The sequence below is a fragment of the Campylobacter sp. BCW_6467 genome (genome assembly GCF_001762855.1).
In the GTDB taxonomy this organism is placed as follows: Bacteria; Campylobacterota; Campylobacteria; order Campylobacterales; family Campylobacteraceae; genus Campylobacter_D; species Campylobacter_D jejuni.
In genome coordinates this window covers 154,203-173,501 of sequence record NZ_MJXP01000052.1, presented here as the reverse complement: position 1 = coordinate 173,501, position 19,299 = coordinate 154,203, and the positions used below count along the sequence as shown (strand labels likewise).

The 19,299-nt window shown below is 30.0% G+C and carries 18 protein-coding genes and 1 pseudogene; 5 read left to right on the top strand and 14 right to left on the bottom strand.

The features are described 5' to 3' along the window. Positions 1 to 47: 47 nt before the first annotated feature. Positions 48 to 1,337, top strand: a complete 1,290-nt coding sequence (gene cetZ, locus AJ888_RS08635) for an energy taxis response protein CetZ (protein ID WP_002861827.1) — start codon at positions 48 to 50, stop codon at positions 1,335 to 1,337. Between the two features lie 22 nt (positions 1,338 to 1,359). Here cetZ and aat read toward each other — a convergent pair whose 3' ends face one another. Genes aat through sstT form a run of 13 tightly spaced genes read right to left on the bottom strand, consistent with a single transcriptional unit; the run spans position 1,360 to position 13,608 of the window. After that, positions 1,360 to 2,007, bottom strand: a complete 648-nt coding sequence (gene aat / locus AJ888_RS08630) for a leucyl/phenylalanyl-tRNA--protein transferase (RefSeq protein ID WP_002826100.1) — start codon at positions 2,005 to 2,007, stop codon at positions 1,360 to 1,362. Beyond that, the gene (locus tag AJ888_RS08625; protein WP_070296244.1) at positions 1,982 to 4,111 is read right to left on the bottom strand and encodes an AAA family ATPase; all 2,130 of its coding nucleotides are present in this window, start codon (positions 4,109 to 4,111) and stop codon (positions 1,982 to 1,984) included. The genes aat and AJ888_RS08625 overlap by 26 nt, the downstream gene beginning before the upstream one ends. Then, positions 4,108 to 4,398, bottom strand: coding sequence for an ATP-dependent Clp protease adaptor ClpS (locus tag AJ888_RS08620; protein ID WP_002856038.1), 291 nt, complete (start codon positions 4,396 to 4,398; stop codon positions 4,108 to 4,110). Before AJ888_RS08620 ends, AJ888_RS08625 begins: the two co-directional genes overlap by 4 nt. Next, entirely contained in the window at positions 4,398 to 5,000 is a 603-nt protein-coding gene (locus tag AJ888_RS08615; RefSeq protein WP_002853867.1) for a TlpA disulfide reductase family protein, read from the bottom strand. Before AJ888_RS08615 ends, AJ888_RS08620 begins: the two co-directional genes overlap by 1 nt. A 10-nt stretch (positions 5,001 to 5,010) precedes the next feature. Further along, positions 5,011 to 5,463 carry an SsrA-binding protein SmpB gene (smpB, locus tag AJ888_RS08610; RefSeq protein ID WP_002852861.1) on the bottom strand — a complete coding sequence of 151 codons (453 nt, stop codon included), beginning with the start codon at positions 5,461 to 5,463 and terminating at the stop codon, positions 5,011 to 5,013. Next, entirely contained in the window at positions 5,460 to 6,227 is a 768-nt protein-coding gene (locus AJ888_RS08605) for a 4-(cytidine 5'-diphospho)-2-C-methyl-D-erythritol kinase (RefSeq protein WP_002861824.1), read from the bottom strand. Before AJ888_RS08605 ends, smpB begins: the two co-directional genes overlap by 4 nt. Continuing rightward, on the bottom strand, positions 6,224 to 6,451 hold the full coding sequence (gene csrA, locus AJ888_RS08600) for a carbon storage regulator CsrA (RefSeq protein ID WP_002852854.1): 228 nt from the start codon (positions 6,449 to 6,451) through the stop codon (positions 6,224 to 6,226). The genes AJ888_RS08605 and csrA overlap by 4 nt, the downstream gene beginning before the upstream one ends. Further along, entirely contained in the window at positions 6,445 to 7,263 is an 819-nt protein-coding gene (gene truB / locus AJ888_RS08595) for a tRNA pseudouridine(55) synthase TruB (protein WP_002861823.1), read from the bottom strand. The genes csrA and truB overlap by 7 nt, the downstream gene beginning before the upstream one ends. Beyond that, the gene (locus tag AJ888_RS08590) at positions 7,260 to 9,335 is read right to left on the bottom strand and encodes an ATP-dependent helicase (protein WP_002861822.1); all 2,076 of its coding nucleotides are present in this window, start codon (positions 9,333 to 9,335) and stop codon (positions 7,260 to 7,262) included. Before AJ888_RS08590 ends, truB begins: the two co-directional genes overlap by 4 nt. Further along, positions 9,332 to 9,769: a hypothetical protein gene (locus AJ888_RS08585; protein ID WP_002861821.1), complete on the bottom strand. Its 438-nt coding sequence runs from the start codon at positions 9,767 to 9,769 to the stop codon at positions 9,332 to 9,334. Before AJ888_RS08585 ends, AJ888_RS08590 begins: the two co-directional genes overlap by 4 nt. Next, positions 9,763 to 11,484 (bottom strand): M3 family oligoendopeptidase, encoded by a 1,722-nt coding sequence (locus AJ888_RS08580; protein WP_002861820.1) that lies wholly within the window; start codon positions 11,482 to 11,484, stop codon positions 9,763 to 9,765. The genes AJ888_RS08585 and AJ888_RS08580 overlap by 7 nt, the downstream gene beginning before the upstream one ends. A gap of 3 nt (positions 11,485 to 11,487) precedes the next feature. Then, on the bottom strand, positions 11,488 to 12,375 hold the full coding sequence (locus AJ888_RS08575) for an aspartate carbamoyltransferase catalytic subunit (RefSeq protein WP_002861819.1): 888 nt from the start codon (positions 12,373 to 12,375) through the stop codon (positions 11,488 to 11,490). 9 nt (positions 12,376 to 12,384) lie between these two features. Beyond that, the gene (gene sstT / locus AJ888_RS08570) at positions 12,385 to 13,608 is read right to left on the bottom strand and encodes a serine/threonine transporter SstT (protein WP_002861818.1); all 1,224 of its coding nucleotides are present in this window, start codon (positions 13,606 to 13,608) and stop codon (positions 12,385 to 12,387) included. A gap of 139 nt (positions 13,609 to 13,747) precedes the next feature. Here sstT and metK point away from each other — a divergent pair, with 139 nt between their 5' ends. Next, the gene (metK, locus tag AJ888_RS08565) at positions 13,748 to 14,944 is read left to right on the top strand and encodes a methionine adenosyltransferase (protein ID WP_002861817.1); all 1,197 of its coding nucleotides are present in this window, start codon (positions 13,748 to 13,750) and stop codon (positions 14,942 to 14,944) included. A gap of 236 nt (positions 14,945 to 15,180) precedes the next feature. On the opposite strand, the pseudogene AJ888_RS08560 reads toward metK, so the two are convergent. Further along, a pseudogene (locus AJ888_RS08560) lies at positions 15,181 to 16,507 on the bottom strand (apolipoprotein N-acyltransferase). Here AJ888_RS08560 and yajC point away from each other — a divergent pair. From yajC to secF, 3 genes are read left to right on the top strand one after another with little or no spacing between them, the layout of a single operon-like run. Beyond that, positions 16,480 to 16,752: a preprotein translocase subunit YajC gene (yajC, locus tag AJ888_RS08555; RefSeq protein ID WP_002786346.1), complete on the top strand. Its 273-nt coding sequence runs from the start codon at positions 16,480 to 16,482 to the stop codon at positions 16,750 to 16,752. The pseudogene AJ888_RS08560 and the gene yajC overlap by 28 nt on opposite strands. Beyond that, on the top strand, positions 16,745 to 18,325 hold the full coding sequence (secD, locus tag AJ888_RS08550) for a protein translocase subunit SecD (protein ID WP_002861815.1): 1,581 nt from the start codon (positions 16,745 to 16,747) through the stop codon (positions 18,323 to 18,325). The genes yajC and secD overlap by 8 nt, the downstream gene beginning before the upstream one ends. After that, complete coding sequence (secF, locus tag AJ888_RS08545) at positions 18,325 to 19,296, top strand: protein translocase subunit SecF (RefSeq protein WP_002861814.1); 972 nt, start codon at positions 18,325 to 18,327, stop codon at positions 19,294 to 19,296. The genes secD and secF overlap by 1 nt, the downstream gene beginning before the upstream one ends. The last annotated feature ends 3 nt before the right edge of the window (positions 19,297 to 19,299 follow it).

The following is a 19,299-nucleotide window of genomic DNA, read 5'->3' as shown; positions in this document are numbered from 1 at the left end:
AATATGATATAATTTTAAAATAATTTATTATTAAAAAGGTGAGTTTTATGTTTGGTGCTAAGAAAAATAATACTGAAATAATTGAACAACTTGAAAAAAAGTGTAATGGTTTAGGAGATATTTTAAGATCTATTGGGAATACCATGGCGGTAATTGAATTTACCACCGATGGCGTTATTTTAGAGGCAAATCAAAATTTTTTAACAACTATGAAATACTCCCTTTCAGAGATCAAGGGCAAGCATCATAGTATGTTTTGTTTGCCTGAAGTTGTTAATTCTTCAGCATATAGTGATTTTTGGAAAGATTTAAGAGATGGAAAAGCTAGAAGTGGTCTTTTTAGACGTATAGCTAAGGGAGGGATAGATGTTTATTTAGAAGCAAATTATCTTCCAATTAGTGATAATAATGGTCATGTTTATAAAATTATTAAATTTGCCAATGATATAACTCAAAGACATTATGAAATGCTTGATCTTAGAAATACTATTGCTGCTGCTAATCGTTCTATGGCTATTATTGAATTTAAACCTGATGGGACTATTATTACGGCTAATGAAAATTTTTTAAGAACTATGGATTTTAATATTGATGAGATTAAAGGAAAGCATCATAGTATGTTCTGTGATTCTAATTATAGACACTCTAAGGACTATGTTCAATTTTGGGAAGATTTAAGAGAGGGCAAATTTCAATCAGGTAAATATATAAGATACGGAAGAAATAATAAAAAAGTATACCTTGAAGCAAGTTATAATCCGGTTAAAAATGATGATGGGAAAATTTACAAGGTTATTAAATTTGCTACAGATATAAGCGAACAAGTTAAAAAAGATCAAGAAAAACTTCGCCTCATAAGCGAACTTGCAGAAAAAAATGATAATCTTACTCAAGATGGAGATCGTGTAATTGAAAACACTGTTTCAAATGTTCAGAATATTGCTGATATGATGTCTCAAAGTTCAAATCTTGTTTCTTCATTAAATCAACAATCAGATGAAATTAAATCTATTATTCAGACTATTAGTGATATTGCTGATCAGACTAATCTGCTTGCTTTAAATGCTGCTATTGAGGCAGCGCGTGCTGGTGAACATGGTAGAGGTTTTGCTGTTGTTGCTGATGAAGTAAGAAATTTAGCCGAAAGAACAGGGCATTCAGTTAATGAAATTACCACTACGATTAATTCTATTCGTAATGTTACATCACAAGTGGTTGAGAGTATTAAAAGCGGTTTAGAGGATGTTAATCAGAGTGTTGAACTTGCAAAAGAAGCAAGAGAATGTATGGAGAAAATTCGTGAAAGCTCTGCTGAAGTTGCTAAAGCAATGTCATAAGCGTGATTTTCACGCTTATTTTTTAAGTAATTAAATCTTTAAAATTTTTAAAACCACTTTCTTGATTGCATTTTTCTTTTAAAATATTTAAAAATTCTTTCCTAGAAATATTATGAGCACCCATAAATTCTAAATGTTGGTTATAAACTTGACAATCTATGATAAAATCATAAGGTTTTAATAAATCACAAAGTTTAATCATGGCAACTTTAGATGCATTTTTTTTAATGCTTACCATGCTTTCACCAAAGAAAACCTTGCCTAAAATTAAACCATAAATTCCACCTATAAGTTCATTATTTTCATAAAGTTCAAGGCTATGCGCATAGCCTTGGGTAAATAACTTATAATAAGTGGTAATAAATTCATCATCTATCCAGCTTTGAGAGCGTGTATCGCGACATAATGTAATTAATTTTAAAAAATCATAATCAAGTTTAATTTGATAGAGATTAATAAATTTTTTCATATTTTTTTGGATGTGAATTTGATTTGGAATTAAAATGCATCTAGGATCTGGACACCACCAAGTTACAGGTTTACTTGTCCATGGGAATAGACCAAAAGTATAAGCTTTTACAATAAAATCAGCTTCTAAATTTTGACTTAAAAATACAGGGGCATTTTTAGGTGCATTGAGTAATTTAGAATATAAATTCGAGCTTTCCATTTTTACCAAGTTTGATTTTAGCTATACCGCCTTTTTTAAGCTTTCCGAATAAAATTTCATCACTGATTTTTTCTCCTATCTCCTCAGAAATTATGCGTTTTAAAAGCCTTACTCCAAATTCTTTATTATAGGCTTTTTTAGCTAAATAAATTTTAGCTTTATCATCCACTGATAATTTTATATTATTTAAATTTTTAGAAATTTCATCAAGTTCTTTTTCGATAATTTTAACAAGTATAGCATCGTTTAAATCATTAAAATGTAAAATTTTATCAATGCGATTAATAAATTCTGGAGCAAAAAAATCTTTGATAGCACGATTACTTTTTTCTTCATTTTTACTTAAAAAACCAAGCTCATTGCTTTCTTTAAGTCCTAGATTGGATGTCATAATAATGATTGTATTTTTAAAATCTACTTTAAGACCGCTATTGTCGGTGAGTTCAGCATTGTCAAAAATCTGTAAAAAGGTATTACTTAAATCAGGATGAGCCTTTTCTATTTCGTCAAAAAGAACAAGACTGAAAGGATTTTTGCGGATAGCATTGCTTAAAAGTCCACCCTCTTCAAAACCTATATATCCAGCTGGAGATCCTATTAGTTTACTTATAGCATGTTTTTCTGCATATTCACTCATATCAAAGCGTTCTAAATTTAAACCTAAAAATTCAGCTAAAGCTTTGCAAAGTTCTGTTTTTCCAACTCCACTTGATCCAGTAAACAAAAACACTCCGCGTGGTGTATTGGAATTTTTAAATCCTGCGAAACTTTGCTTAAGTGATGAAACAAGGCTATCTATAACTTCATCTTGGCCAAAAATTTTTGCTTTTAAATTTGCTTTTAAATTCATTAAAGCTTTATTTTGATCGAATTCAAACATTTTGTGATGGTGGGTCATTTTTGCTAAAACATTTTCTAAATCTTTTAAATTGGCATTTTTTTTAGCTTTTGGATTTAAAGCAAAAGAAGCACCAAGTTCATCGACCAGATCTATAGCACAATCAGGTAAAAATTTATCATTAAAAAATTTTTTACCCCAAATTACAGCATATTGAAGAATTTCATCGTTTAATTTTATATGATGAAATTCTTCATATTTGTTTTTTAATCCTTTCAGAATTTGCAAGCTTTCTTCTTGGCTTGGTTCATCTACATTTATTTTAGCAAAACGGCGACTTAGGGGTTTATTTTTATCAAAAGTATTTTTATATTCCATAAAAGTTGTTGCACCTATGCATTTTAAAGTTCCATTGCTTAGAGCTGGTTTTAAAAGATTGGAAAAATCAGTATGAGATTCTCCTGTACTTCCAGCTCCTACTATAGTGTGAATTTCATCAATAAATAAAATAGCATTAGGTATTTTCTCAAGTTCATTTAAAATTTCTTTAATTCTTTTCTCAAAATCTCCACGGTATTTTGTTCCCGCAAGTATACTAGCCATATCAAGACTAAAAATTTTTGCATTTTGTAAGTTTTTAGGCACCTTTTTTTCCGCAATAGCCAATGCTAATCCTTCTACAATGGCCGTTTTGCCAACTCCTGCTTCTCCTACTAAAATAGGATTATTTTTCTTGCGACGTGAAAGAATTTGCATCATTCTTTCAAGTTCAAATTTTCTTCCTATTAAAGGATCAATCTTGCCATTTTGAGCTAAAAGTGTTAAATCACTTGTGTGGTTGCTTAAATTTTGTATATTTTCATGATTTTGAAGTTCTTGAATTTTGTTAAGATTTATGTTGTGTTTTTTTAAGAGATAGCTAGAATAACTTCTTGAATCGTGTATGAGCTTTTCTAAAAAATCTATAATTTTAATTTCATTATTTTTATTTTTAAGTGAAAGTAAGATTTCATCTAAAACAACAGATATTGTAGGTTCTATTTCTTGTTTAATAATTTGATTGTTTTGAGAAATGTAATTTTTTAATTCAGTTTCTAGAAGTTCAAGATCTCCATCTGAAAATTCTTCAAATATATCCTTAAAATCAGTGCTTAGTTTTAGTAATGCAAACAGTACATGCTCACAGGTAACAAATTCATGGTGGTTTATTAAGCTTAGATTTTTGGCATTATCAAGATATTTTTGTAAATTTTCTTGGTATTTCATTCTTCTTCTACCTTTGCTTGTAGTGGAAAATTAGCAAGTTTAGCCGCATCTATAACTTTTTTTTGTTTTGAAAGAGCTATTTCTTGAGTGTAAATGCCACAAATTCCAGAACCATTGTGATGAATTTCTAACATTGTTTGACTTGCTTTTTCAAGGTTTTGATGAAAAATATTCATCAAAATTTCTATGACAAAATCCATGGTTGTTACATCATCATTTAACAGTATAACTTTATACATTTTTGGTTCACTAAGTTTTGTCTGCTCTAGAGTTTGGGTTTTTGGCATTATTTTCCTTTGTAGATTTTATTTAAATCTTCTTGCATGAGTTCTGTTGGAATTTTGCCAAGATAAAAATTTGTTGGAGCATTATTATTCCAGTAATCGCTTATTTTTTGATAAATTCCATTTTTTAAAACAACTTTAAAAGGAAGTTGCTCCATATTTTGATAGTCTATATCTTTTAAAATTTGAGCAATAATACGATCATTAGAACTGCCATTGCTTAGAAAATAGTAAGCACCATAATCATCCGCGAATTTTTTAACTGTTTCATCGCTAACATCTTCAAAATGTGTAAGTCCTATAATGATAAATTTGCTAGAATTATTTTTCCAAAGTTTGCTAAGATCTAAAGCTTCTTCTTTGCATGGGGTGCAAAAAGTGCCAAAAAAATCAAACATTAGAACTTTTCCTTCCTCTCCTTCTACCACAAAACCTTTATCTGTTCTTATTAAAGTTTTGCTTCCACCATTTACACTATTTAATACTATTTTATCTCCTTTGTGATACTCTTCAAACATAAAATCATTTTGAATTTCTTCTTCTTTGGAGCAAGCATTAAGAAAAAATGCTAAACTTATTAAAAATAGGGTTAAAATTTTTTTCATTTAATTTCCTTTATTTATAATTTTTCATAGCAGCTCTAGCTTCTAAATCGGCTTGCTTTTTCTTTAAAGTTTCACGCTTGTCGTGCAAATTTTTCCCTTTAGCTAAAGCAAGAGTGGCTTTTACTTTATTTTTTGTGTTAAAATAAAGATCTAATGCAACGATAGTATATCCTTCTATACTTACTTTACCTAATAATTTATCAATTTGCTTTCTATGCATTAAAAGCTTTCTAGCACCTCTTTCTTCGTGTTTATAGAAAGAATGTGTAGTATGAAGCAATGAAATATGAGAATTAAGTAAAAAAATCTCATTTTTTATAATGCGAACAAAAGAGTCTTTAAGATTTGCTCTTCCTGCTCTTAAGGCTACAACTTCACTTCCCTTAAGGACAATTCCGGCTTCAAAGCGTTCTATGATGCTATAATCAAATAAAGCTTTTTTATTTCTCGCAATAATTTTCATCGATCAACCTTAAAAACACTACTACCGCTACCGCTTAGAAAAAAATCTTCTTGTAAGTAAGACTTCATTTTAGGATATAAAGTTGCACAAGGAGTAAATAAATCATTTAATTCTTTGTTTTTAAAGTTTTGTAACAACTCTTTTGTGCTGAGTTTTTTGTAGATTTGCGCTTGATTATTGTTTTTTTGAAAGTCAAATATTCCTCTATCAAATTCATCATAAACAGCTTTAGTTTGGCAAGATATTTGTGGAAAAGTCCATTTTAAATTAGGTATGTCATCTTCAAATTCTTTTATAATTTCACCACAGCCACTTACATCAGCAGAGTGAAAGCCACTTAAAAAAAAGGCAATATCACTTCCTAGTTGCATGCTTAAATTTATAAGTTCTTGTAGGTTTAATTTTAAATTTAGGGTTTCATTCATTAGCAGTAAAAAACTCGCACAATCGCTACTTCCACCGCCAAGTCCAGCACATACTGGGATATTTTTTGTGAGTTTTAGGCTTTTTTTGCTAAATAATTCTTTTAATTCATTATTATATCTTTTAGAAAGTAGTAAATAAGCCTTTTGAATAATATTATTTTCGCATTTAAAATTACTAATGATTTCAAATTCTTTTTTAGAATCTGATTCTTTATCAACAAGCTCAAGCTCATCAAAAAGATCTTTTAAAAGTATAAATCGTGATTCTAAAAGATGATATTTTCTTGAGTCAAAACCGGTAAGTTTTAAAAAAATATTTGCTTTAGCGTAAGCTTTCATTTGATTAGTTTTTTGCTTAAGTCATCAAGTTTAATATCATTCTGAACAACAGAATGCAAATTTTCATCCTTTACTTGTTGAACAAGTTCTTTTCTAAGTATCATAAGGGATTTTGGAGCTTCTATGCCTATTTTGGCATATCCTTTCCCTGTTTGAACGACTTTGATTTCTATACCTTCTCCGATAATTATACTTTCATTTTCTTTTCTTGATAATATTAACATTTTTCAACCTTATTCAGAAGATATTTTACTGTATTTTCTTTAATATTAATTATGCTAAAATATTTTTCTGTTTCAATATAATAATCTCCTTCATCATGAAATTCTAATTCTTCGACAAAAATTTTAGCACCATTTTCGAGTTTATTTAAATCCTTGATAAAATTTGGCTTTAGGTTAATGTATTTTAACACATTTAAGCTTTTCTCATTATTATAAACAAATTTACCTTCTTTAATGCGCTCTAAAGAGCTTAAAGTTGCATTAATACCTAGTTTTCTAGCAAAAAGTTCACAATAAGATCTTATATAAGCACCTTCACTGACTGTGATTTCAATATTTAAAAAAGGATGATTATAGCTTAAGATCTTACAATCAAATACTTCCATTTGACAAGGTTTTAAAATTGCTTCTATACCTTTTTTTGCAAGTTCATAGGCACGAGTTCCATTGATTCTTTTGGCGCTAAATTGAGGTGGTGTATAGGAGATAATTCCTTGCATTTGATCAATGATTTGTTTTAAATTTGCAAGATCAAATTCTTTTATATTTTGAATTTCTTTTATATTTTGATCATCAAGACTTAAGGAGTAAACTCCAAGCCATAAAGTAGCTTTATAGGTTTTTGGAGTTTTTTTTAAAAAACGGAAAAGTTTTGTGTATTGTCCAAATGCAACGATTAAAACCCCTTTGGCGAAAGGATCAAGAGTGCCAGAATATCCTGCTTTTTTATTTTTATATTTTTTCTTTAAAGTGCTTAAAAAGGCATTAGAGCTCAAACCCCTTGGTTTAAAGGCTGCAAAGATCTTGTTCATACTGCTTTTTCCACAAAGCTTGCCATGATTACACGCATTATGCCACCAAAATTAATATTAAGCTTTTCCTCTTTTCCGCTTTTATTAACTTCAACAACCCTGCCAATGCCAAAAATTTTATGTTTAACTAGATTTCCTTTGCAAAAACTAGTTTTTTGTATATTTTGATTTTTTGATTTTTCATTGATTAATTTACTTTCTTCTAAGAAGCGACTAGGATTGATATTTGCTCTTGAACCATGATAAAAACGAGAATTTGCAACACTTATTGTGAGAAATTTCTTGGCGCGAGTGATGGCAACATAAGCAAGACGGCGTTCTTCTTCGAGATTTTCTTCGCTATTTAAAGGAAAAAATCCTTCATCAAAGCCTATTATAAAAACATAATCAAATTCCAAACCTTTGCTAGCATGAATACTCATCAAGCAAACACATTCTTCATCTAAATTATCTTGATCACTTAATAAAGAAATTTCACTAAGTAGATCTTCTAAAGAAGCTTCGGGATCTTCTTTGAGTTTTTCTCTTAGATTAGCATAAAACTCATCAAGATTTCTGATTCTTTCATCTCCATCATCTTGCTCTGAAAAATAATCTTTGATTTTAAATAATTCTTCTATATTGTCAAAAACCTTTTTTGCATTATCGTAGCTTTTTAGAGTGTGAATATTTTGTATAAAAATATTTGCTTCATTTTGTGCTTTTTTTGTTGTTAAAATTCCTACACCACCATCGCTTTCACATAAGGCATCAAAAAGTGAAATTTGACGTTTTTTTGCATATTCTTCTAAATTTTTTAGAGCTTTTTCCCCTATGGATCTTTTGGGGCGATTAATAATGCGCCTAAACGACAAATCATCATTTGGATTTAAGATAAGTCTAAGATACGAGATTAAATCTTTTATTTCTAATCTCTCATAAAAACGCATACCACTAAGTAGTTTATAAGAAATTTGTTTCTTCATAAATGCTTCTTCTATTGCTCTTGATAGTGCATTAACTCGAAATAAAATGGCGATCTCTTTAGCTTCTACTCCAGAATTTAGCAATTTTTTCACTTCTTGAGCGATATATAAACCTTCATCTTTTTCGTTTTCGTTTTTTAATATTTTAATATTTTCCCCAGTATCTTTAGTGCAGATTAAAGTTTTTCCAAGTCGTTGCTCATTGTGAGATATGAGATTATTTGCTGCTTGTAAAATAGTCCCTACTGAACGATAGTTTTGTTCAAGTTTTACAAGTTTAACATTTTTAAAATCATTTTGAAAATTTAAAATATTTTCAATTTTTGCTCCACGCCAACTATAAATACTTTGATCATCATCACCAACAACTGTGATATTTTCATGCATACAACATAGATTTTTTAGAATTTTATATTGCAAGGTATTAGTATCTTGATACTCATCAACTGTAATGTAATTATAAAGTAAGCTTTGTTCTTTGGCAAAATTTATATCATTTTCTAAAATGAGATTGCTTAGCAATAAAAGATCATCAAAATCTACAAAATTTTGTTTTAATAAGTATTCTTCATAAGCACGGTAATAGTTGGCAAATTTGTATTCATTTTGATATTTTTCAAAATTATGTTCTTTTAGTAAATTTAAATCTTCAAAGACATTGCTTACTCTTTTGCCTTCATTTTTGCAATAAGATATGTATTTGATAATATCATAGACATTATCTTTGTTTTTATCATGGATTAAGTCTTTAATTATTTTTTTTGTATCATCTGTATCGATAACAATAAAACTATTTTTACGCTCCAATCTTTCAAAATGGAGTTTTAAAAATAAAAGTCCAAATTTATGAAAGGTGCAAAGCAAAGGATTGTGATTGCCTTGTAGAAAATTTAATGCTCTATGACGCATAACACTAGCTGCTTTATTTGTAAAAGTAAGAGTAAGAGTGTTATGCGAGGGGATGCCTACTTCACCGATAAGATAAGCAAGACGAGTGGTGATAGTTTTGGTTTTTCCACTACCTGCACCCGCTAGGATAAGCATAGCTCCATCAATGTGGCTTACTGCCTGTTTTTGACTATAATTTAAATCTTCAAATAGATTCATTTTTTGAAAATATCTTTATTTTTTGGATTATTTAAAAATATATTTTTAGATTTTTGTAAATTTTTACTATCTTCGCGTTTATAAAGGCTAAAATTAACAAATAAAATGCTATTTTCTATTTGAATTTGCGTGATAGCTCCTAAATCAACCTTTACAAAACTATCAAAATCATCATTTCCAAAACCTGCGTGAAATTGAATGAAATCTTTATTTAGTTGTATGGATTCAAAGGTGTATCCTCCAAGAGCAAAAAGAGCATAAGGATTTTGTTTAACATCAAGCTCTTTGGGAAGTTCAGGGTTAAAATCTATGAAATTTGTATTTGCAACTATGGAAAATTCTATATTTTCTTCTATAAGGTGTGAAATAACTTCATAACAATGCTTTTGCATGGTATGGATAAAATTTTCATTTTTTAAGATTGTTTCTAGCATGATTGTAACTCCATAAATTCATTGATGAGTTTTTGAATTTCTTTTATGCCTATTTCCCAAAAATTTTCATCTTCTATATCAAAGCCAAACATTCCTACTAGTTCTTTTGGACTCACGCTTCCACCTAAAGAAAGCATTTTGATATAAAGTTCTTTAAAATTTTCACATTTTTTACTTTTGTAAAGTCCATAAAGAGCTAAAACTAAAAGTTGTGCATAAGCATAAGCATAGCAGTAAAAAGGAGAATGGATAAAATGAGGAATATAACTCCACCAAGAAGCATAATTTTTTGTAAGTTTTACGCTGTCTTGAAACATCTTTTGAGATTCTTCCATCCAAATTTTATTGATTTCTTCGGTGCTAAGTTCATTTTCTTGAGCATGTAAGCGTCTTTCAAAACAAGTAAAATTAATTTGTCTATAAAAAGTTGCAAAAATATCTTCGATTTTATTTGCATATAAAGATAGGAGTTCTTCTTTTTTTAACTTATCTTTAATAAAATCAAATACGAGCATTTCAGCAAAAACTGAAGCTGTTTCTGCGGTGGTTAAAGGTGTGTTTTGATTTAAGTAGCTTACATTGTAAGAAAGTTTTTGATGGATAGTATGTCCTAATTCATGTGCAAGTGTAAAAAGATCACGCCTTTTATCGGTGTAGTTTAATAAAACAAAAGGATGTGCATCAGAAGTTGCAGAATGTGAAAAAGCACCCCCTTGTTTATTTTCTTGCGGATAAACATCAATCCAACCTTGATCAAAAGCATTTTTTGCTATATCATAAAATTGAGGAGAAAAAGCTTGAAATGCCTCTAAAACAATATTTTTACTTGTTTTAAAATCAAAACTTGCTTCTTTTCCTATGGGTGCATATCTGTCATAGTCTTTAAGCTCATCATAGCCTAAAATTTGTTTTTTTCTTTTGTAAAATTGCGATACTAAGTTAAAATGTTTTTGTGCACTTGCTATCAAAGAATCAACGCTTTTTTGTGAAATTTGATTGCTGATATGTCTTGAAATTTCAGCATTTTCATAACCTCTTAATAAGCTTATGTTTTTTCTTTCTGTTTTTATCATATTGATAATAAAACTTAAAAGTCTGCTATTTTTTTGCAAAACTTTACTGAATTTTTTAGCAGCTTTTTTGCGTATTTTTCTATCTTCATCATACATTTTGCTTAGAACTTCTTCTTCGCTAAGTTTTTTACCTTCAAAAGGGATTTTTAAAGCGCTCATACTTTCATCAAAAAGTCTACTAAAAGCATTTGCACCTGTATTGGAAAGATAGAGCATAATGCGTTCTTCGTTTTTGCTAAGATTATAGCGTTTGTTTTGCAATAAATTAGAAAGATAAAAATCATAATCTTTGCAAAAAGTTGTAAATTTTTGACTTTTCTCAGGAGCTAACTCGCAAAATTCAAGCTCGAAAAAGAGTAAATTTTCTTCTATTTTTTTGCATTCTTCTTCGTATTGTGCGTAAAAAGAACCATTTTGAGTGTTTTTAGCAAAAAGCAAATAAGTATAAGTCATGATTTTGCCAAGAGCTTGATTTAAAATTTCATAATCTTTTAAAGCTTGTAAAAACTCATTAGCATTTAATGTATAAAGTTTATTTTCATAGTTTTTTTTGAAATTTAAACTTTGTTGGATTTGATCTTGTGTAAAATTTTGCAACGCTTCTTTATCGTGAAATAAAGCACTTAAATCCCATTCTAACATTTTTTATCCTTCATTTTCTAATATGAGTTTTTTAAGAACAGCCATTCTAATGGCCACTCCATTTTTAACTTGTTTTAAAACTAAAGTCCTTTCATCGCTCATCATTTCATCGCTTATGTCAATATTGCGATTTACAGGGCCTGGATGTAGTAAAATAAGCTTTTTATCTTTTACTAAGCTTTTTTGAATGCAAAAATCATTTGCATAGTCTTTAAGTGAAGCATAAACGGTTTTATTATGTCTTTCTGTTTGTGTTCTAAGACTCATGATAATATCTGAATTTGCTATGATATTCTCATCAAGCTTATAATGTTTTTTAAGATGGGTATTAGGCATAAAATGTGGTGGAGCTACTAGGGTAATATCAAGATTAAATCTGCTTAAAAGTTCTATATTGGACGCTGCAACGCGGGAATTTTTAATATCACCTACGATGCAAATTTTCTTACCTTCGACATCGCCTTGAAAATGATTATAAATAGTGAATAAATCTAGCAAAGCTTGGGTAGGATGGGCGTGTTTTCCATCTCCTCCATTAACAACTGGACAATGCATATGCTTTGCTAATATCAAAGGAACTCCTGAGTTTGCGTGTCTTATAACAATAGCATTAGGACTCATCGCATCTAAATTAGCAGCAGTATCATAAAGAGTTTCTCCTTTGCTAGAGCTTGATCTTGAAACATCAAGGCGTAAAACCCTAGCACCTAATCTTCTTGCAGCGCTTTCAAAAGATGAAAGGGTGCGTGTAGAGTTTTCAAAAAAAATTGTCGTGATACTTTTTCCTTCAAGAAAAGTTCTAGGTTTTTCATCTAAGAAATCACTTGCTTCTTTAAAAAGCTCCATAATTTCGACTTTATTAAAATCCTTTGTAGTGATGAGATGACGCATGTTTTTACCTTATTTGATATTATAATTTAATTCATTTTTAGAACAAATTGCTGTAAAAAGAACATCTGTAGAACTATTTAAAGCAGTTTCAACACTATCTTGAATAACCCCTATAATAAAACCTATGGCAACTACCTTCATAGCAATATCATAGTCTATATTAAATAAAGAACAAGCCAAAGGTATAAGCAGTAAGGATCCACCCGCAACTCCGCTAGCCCCGCAAGCTGCAAAGGTAGCAATAATGCTTAATAAAAAGGCTTGCAAAAGACTGATTTCTATACCAACAGTATTAGCTGCAGTAAGACTTAAAATAGCTATAGTAACTGCTGCTCCTGCCATGTTGATAGTAGCTCCTAAAGGTATAGAAATGCCATAAAATTCTTTATCTATGCCAAGTTTGGCACAAAGTGCCATATTTACAGGAATATTTGCTGCTGAACTTCTTGTAAAAAAAGCAAAAAATGCACTGTGCCTTAAGCAGATAAAAATCAAAGGAAAAGGATTTTTTCTTGTATAAAAAAAGACTATTAAAGCATTGATAACAAAAGTAACAAAAAGCATAGTAGCTACAAGTAAAATTAAGAGTTTTACATAGCTTAGTAAACCTTGTGCTCCTGTTTGTGCTACAGAATTAGCCACAAGTCCAAAAATTCCAAAAGGAGCAAGTTTTACTATAAATTTAACAATTTTCAAAACCCCTTCATTGATATCTATAAAAACTTGTTTTGCTTCGTTAGAACAGTGTTTTAATGCTATACCTCCAGCTATTGCCCAAGTTAAAATTCCTAAATAATTCCCACTTGAAAGAGCATTTATGGGATTATCGACAATTTTAAATAAAAGATCTTTAAAAATCTCACTCATGTGGGTTGGAGATGAGTTTGTAGCAGTTTGAACTCCATCTAAAACAAGCTTTATAGGGAAGAAAAAATTAGCAAGAACCGCACAAGCTGAAGCAAGAAAGGTACCTACTATATACAAAATAATAATATTTTTGATCTTAGCACCACTTTGAGAAAAATCTTTAGTGCAAATTGAGGTTAAAATTAAAATAAAAACAAGCATAGGAGCGATAGCTTTTAAGGCGCTTGTAAAAAGTATTCCGAGTAAATTTGCAATTTCAGATATTTCTTTAGAACTAATGCCTATAAGTATTCCTAGTACTATACCTATGCAAATTTGAACTATGAGGTTGCCTTTAGCGTAGCTTTGAATGATTTTAGAAAACATAAAAACCTTTTAAATATTTTTTATATCAGAAGTTGATTTTAGCTAATTTTTGCTTAATTTTAGAGAATTTTTAATTTATCAAGCTTTGATAAGTTTATTTGGATACAATTGTGGTTCATTTTAAATGAAAGGACTTTTTATGTATCTATTCACTTCAGAAGTCGTAAGTGCAGGTCATCCAGACAAGTGCGCTGATATAATCGCTGATACGATAGTGGATATACTCTTGAAAAATGACAAAAATTCAAGGGTGGCGAGTGAGGTTTTTGTCGCAGGAAATAAGGTTGTGATAGGAGGCGAAGTTAAGTCAAATCACAAACTTAGTAAAGCTGATTACGATAATTTAGTTAAAGATGTTTTAAAAAACATTGGTTATGATGGGGCAGGGCATTTTAACAAAGAGCAGTGTTTGCATCCTGATGAAGTTGATGTTATGGTGTTTTTAAATGAACAAAGCCCTGATATCAATCAAGGTGTTGATCAAGAAGATGGCGAAACAGGGGCAGGTGATCAAGGCATTATGTTTGGTTTTGCAAGTTGTGAGGCTGAAGAATACATGCCAGCAGCCATTAGCTATGCAAGAATGCTATGTGATAAAGTCTACGCTTATGCAAAAGCAAATCCACACGAACTTGGCGTGGATATTAAAACTCAAGTAACTATTGATTATGGCACTAAGGCGAATTTTGAAAATTGCAAACCGCAAAGTATTCATACTATAGTAGTTTCTGCGCCTTGTGTTGAAAGTATGAAAATAGAAGATTTAAGATCTTTGGTGATGAAACTTATCTTAGATAGTAATTTACCAAAAGAACTTTTTGACCCTAATAAGACTAGAATTTTAATCAATCCAACTGGTAAATATATTAATCATTCTTCTTTACATGATAGTGGTTTAACAGGAAGAAAACTTATAGTAGATAGTTTTGGAGGTTATTCTCCAATAGGTGGTGGCGCACAATCGAGCAAAGATTATACTAAAGTTGATAGAAGTGGACTTTATGCAGGTAGATGGCTAGCTAAAAATATAGTTGCAGCAGGGCTTGCTAAAAAATGTATTGTTCAACTTAGTTATGCTATAGGTGTTGCAAAACCTACTTCGGTAAGTGTGGATTGTATGGGCACAAATACCAGTGTAAATGATGATGTTTTAAGTGATTTTGTTATGCAAAACTTCTCTTTAACGCCAAATTGGATCCGTGATAAATTTCATCTGGATAAACCAAGTAAAGAAACTTTTCTTTATGCGGATGTAGCGGCTCGTGGGCAAGTAGGACAAAAGGACTATCCTTGGGAACAACTTGATGCTCTAGAACAGTTTAAAAAGCTGCTTTAAAAAATTAACAATATTATACAAGCTTAAATAAGGCTTGTATAATTATAAAGAATTAATGAAGTTGTATTAATTTTTGACTTAGAGGGATATTTTTCAATATCCCCCATAAATATAAAAGTTAGGAAGGAAGCTAAATTAATTTAGCTTTGGGGTAAAAACCCCTCTAAGTCAAAATATTATTTGACAGAATTATAATATAAAATAACTTAAATTACTTTAAAATTAAAATTTTAATATTATTTTTTATCATTAAATATTTCTTTGGATAAATTTTTTCCAATCTTTACTTAAAAGCTTTTTAGGGAGTATAACTATATTCTCTTTACCATTTGTAGCATGATAAACACTAACCCCATATTTACTTGCATAAAATTTCATTAAGAGTTGTTGGAGTTTGTATTCGCTGCTATTATTAAACCAAGCATTGTTGCTTAGAGCTATAATAATTTGTGAATTTTGATAGTTTTGTTCTTTGGTAGCTTCATAACAAATTGCATTTGTAATAATTTGATTGTCTAATTTATATTTGCTTTGTATAGGACCTTGGGAAAATTCTTCAATATTTTTAAGAAAATATTTTTTTATTAAGTCTTTAAAAAATGGAATTTCTTCACCAAAGGGAACTAAAAAATGCTTATTTAAAATATAGACATTGCCTTTTTTAAAGATATACGTGCTATTGTAAGTATGCTCTTTTTCAGTATAAAATGCTCCCGTAATAATGGTAATTTTATAAGATAATTCTTTAAGCATAAGTTCATATTTGGTATTTTTTAAATCAAAAGCAAAAGCGGTTTCAGGCAAGATTACAAGTTCTTTTTTTTCATTTATAGCTTGAAATATATCTTGAATTAGGATATCAGAATTTGATTTTAAATTTTCTTGTAAAAATTTTTGATCTTGAGAGATATTAGTATTGATGAGTTTGTAGTTTAAATTAAGAGTTTGAGCTTGTTTTTCATTATATTGAAATCCACTAAAGAATAAAATAAGAACAATTGCTATTTTATAATATCTTGATATATAACCCTCATAGATGAAATATGCTATTAAAAATATGCAAATAATGCCACGATAACTTGGGTCAAAAAAACCATAAACTGTAAAAATTCCCCAATTAAGCCAATCAAATCCTAAAGGATGGATAAAACTTATGCAAAAAATTCCACAAAGTCTTAAAAAATCAAATTTTAATAAATAACATAATCTAAAAAGCAGCCCATAAATAAAACCAATGATAATTGGTATAATTGGTACTAAATAGTTTAGATTAAAATAAATTGAAGATAAACCAATCCACCAAAACCAAAGAATCCCTACAAAAAAACCTATCCAAAAATATTGTTTAGAATTTTTACTTTTTAGGAGTAAAACTAACCCGTAAATAGCTAAAAACGGGCTAATGGTTTGTGTAAAAATATTTTCAAAAAATGATAGATAAATAGAATTTGAAAGTAAAATTGCAATAAAAAAGACTTTTATTATTTTAAAAATGATAGAATTAGTGTTTAATTTTTTTGGAATAAAGGAAAAATATGGCAGAAAATTCAATTTTAACTTCATTATTACCTCTTGTAGTGTTATTTGCAATTTTTTATTTCTTGGTGATCAGACCGCAACAAAAACAAGCAAAAGCACATAAACAAATGCTTGAGTCTTTGCAAAAAGGAGATAAAATCATCACTAATGGCGGACTTATTTGTGAAGTCGTAAAACCAGAGGAGGATTTTATCAAAGTTAAGCTTAATGAAGACAATGTTACTGCAAAAATTTCAAGAGAATTTATAGCAAAGAAAATTGATGCGTAATTCTAAAATCAATTATCGCTTGATTATTTTTATAGCGGTATTTATTTTTGGAGTGACTTTTTCACTCCCTTCTTTTTTGCAGTCAGAACGTGGTGCGAAGATTAATTTAGGGCTTGATTTGCAAGGTGGGCTTTATATGCTCTTAGGTGTAGATAATGAAGAAGCTGTAAAATCTAAAATAAAATCAATTGCATCTTCATTGAGTTATTCTTTTAATAAAGAAAATATTTTAAATGATGGCTTAAATACCCATGATGATATTTTAGAATTTACTTTGCTTGATAATGCGGATATTGCAAAAGTTGAAAATTTACTTAAAGAAATAAAAGGAATTAATATACAAAGTGAAAATATGCACTATAAAATTTCTTTTACCTCAGAAGAAGTAAAAAATATAGAAAATTTTGCACTTTTGCAAGCAGTTGAAACCATAAGAAATAGGCTTGATCAATTTGGTTTAGCAGAGCCAACAGTTGCTAAACAAGGTGATGATAAGATTTTGGTTGAACTTGCAGGGATTAAAACCAAAGAAGATGAACTAAGAGCAAAAGAACGCATCACAAAAGCAGCACATTTACAACTTATGGAAGTTGATGATTCTAAAATGGGTCAAGCTTCCACAATGAGCGACGCTGAGGCTGCGAGTTATGGACTGATTTTAGTGCCTGATTCTAGAAATCCAAATTTAAAATATACCTTAAAAAGCATACCTATTTTAGATGGATCTATGCTTACTGATGCTAGAGTAGGGATTAGTGATAAGAGTAATTATCCTGTGATTAATTTTACTTTAAATGCCGAGGGTTCTAAAAAATTTGCTGATTATACAGGAGCAAATGTTGGAAAGCGTCTTGCTATTGTACTTGATAATAAAGTGTATTCTGCCCCATCTATCAATGAACGCATAGGTGGAGGTAGTGGGCAAATCAGTGGAGCTTTTACCCAAGAAGAAGCGCGTGATGTGGCGGTAGCTTTAAGAAGTGGAGCTTTGCTTGCGCCTGTAAAATTACTTGAACAAAGAAGTATAGGACCATCTTTAGGTGCTGATAGTATTAAAATGAGTATGATAGCCTTAATTGGTGCATCGGTTTTTATTGTAATATTTATGATGATGTATTACGGTGTGGCAGGAATTTTTGCAAATATTGCAATGTTAGTTAATGTTTTGGTAGTAGTGGCCGTTATGGCTATGTTTGGAGCAACTTTAACTTTACCAGGGATGGCAGGACTTGTTTTAACTGTGGGTATGGCAGTAGATGCAAATGTGATTATCAATGAGCGCATACGAGAACTCTTGCGAGATGGAGTAAATATAAGAGCTAGTATAGAGCAAGGTTATAAAAATGCTATGAGTGCGATTATAGATTCAAATATCACTTCTTTAGTTACTTCGGTAGCACTTTATGCCTATGGAACAGGGGCAGTTAAAGGTTTTGCTGTGACTTTGGGAATTGGTATCGTTGTTTCTATGATTACAGCTATTTTAGGAACTCACGGAATGTTTGATTATTTTATGCAACGCATAGAAAAAAGTAATAATACAAGATTTTGGTTTGGTTATAGGAGAAGATAATGCAGTTTTTTAGCGAAAAGAAAATTTATGATTTTATGAGAATGCGTTTTACTGCTATTTCTCTTTCTTTTATTTTGTTTTTTGGTTCTATTTATTTGCTTTGGGATAGGGGTTTGCAATATGGCATTGATTTTAGCGGAGGAACTTTAGTTCAGCTTAAATATGAAAATGCGGCTCCTATAACACAAATCCGAGAAATTTTAGAAAAACAAGGAACTTTTCAAAATTTATCTGTAACTGAATTTGGAAGCAATGAGGAAGTAACCATACGCTTTTTAGGAAGTAATGATAATGTAAGCAATGATATAGGTGAGCATATAAGCACTCTTTTAAAGGATACGGGAAAATTTGAAGTGCGTCGTGCTGATGTGGTAGGTCCAAAAGTAGGTGATGAACTTAGAAATAAAGGACTTATGGCTATAGCTGTATCTTTGATAGCAATTTTAATTTATATAGCGTTGCGTTTTGAGTGGCGTTTTGCTCTTGCGGCTATAATCAGTGAAATTCATGATGTTGTGATTACTTTAGGGGCAATTTCTTTATTTAAAATTGATGTCAATCTAGATACTTTGGCTGCTGTTTTAACTGTGCTTGGGTACTCTTTGAATGATACAATTATTATTTTTGATAGAATCAGAGAAGGTATTAAAACAAGTAAAAAAACTGAACTTGCACCTATTATCAATGAAAGTGTTTCAGCAACTTTATCAAGAACGGTTTTAACTTCAGGGTTAACTTTAGCAACCGTTGTGATACTTTATTTCTTTGGTGGGGAGATGATACAAGGATTTTCTTTGGCTTTAATTGTAGGTATTATAGCGGGAACTTTAAGCTCTATTTTTGTTGCAAGTCCGACATTATTATGGTTTAAATTTAGTGTGCTTGAGTTTAGAAATAAAGAAATTGAAAAAGCAAAAAGAAAACAAGATAAAGAACGCAATCGTGCAATGTATGAAAAAGGAACAGTGTAAGGA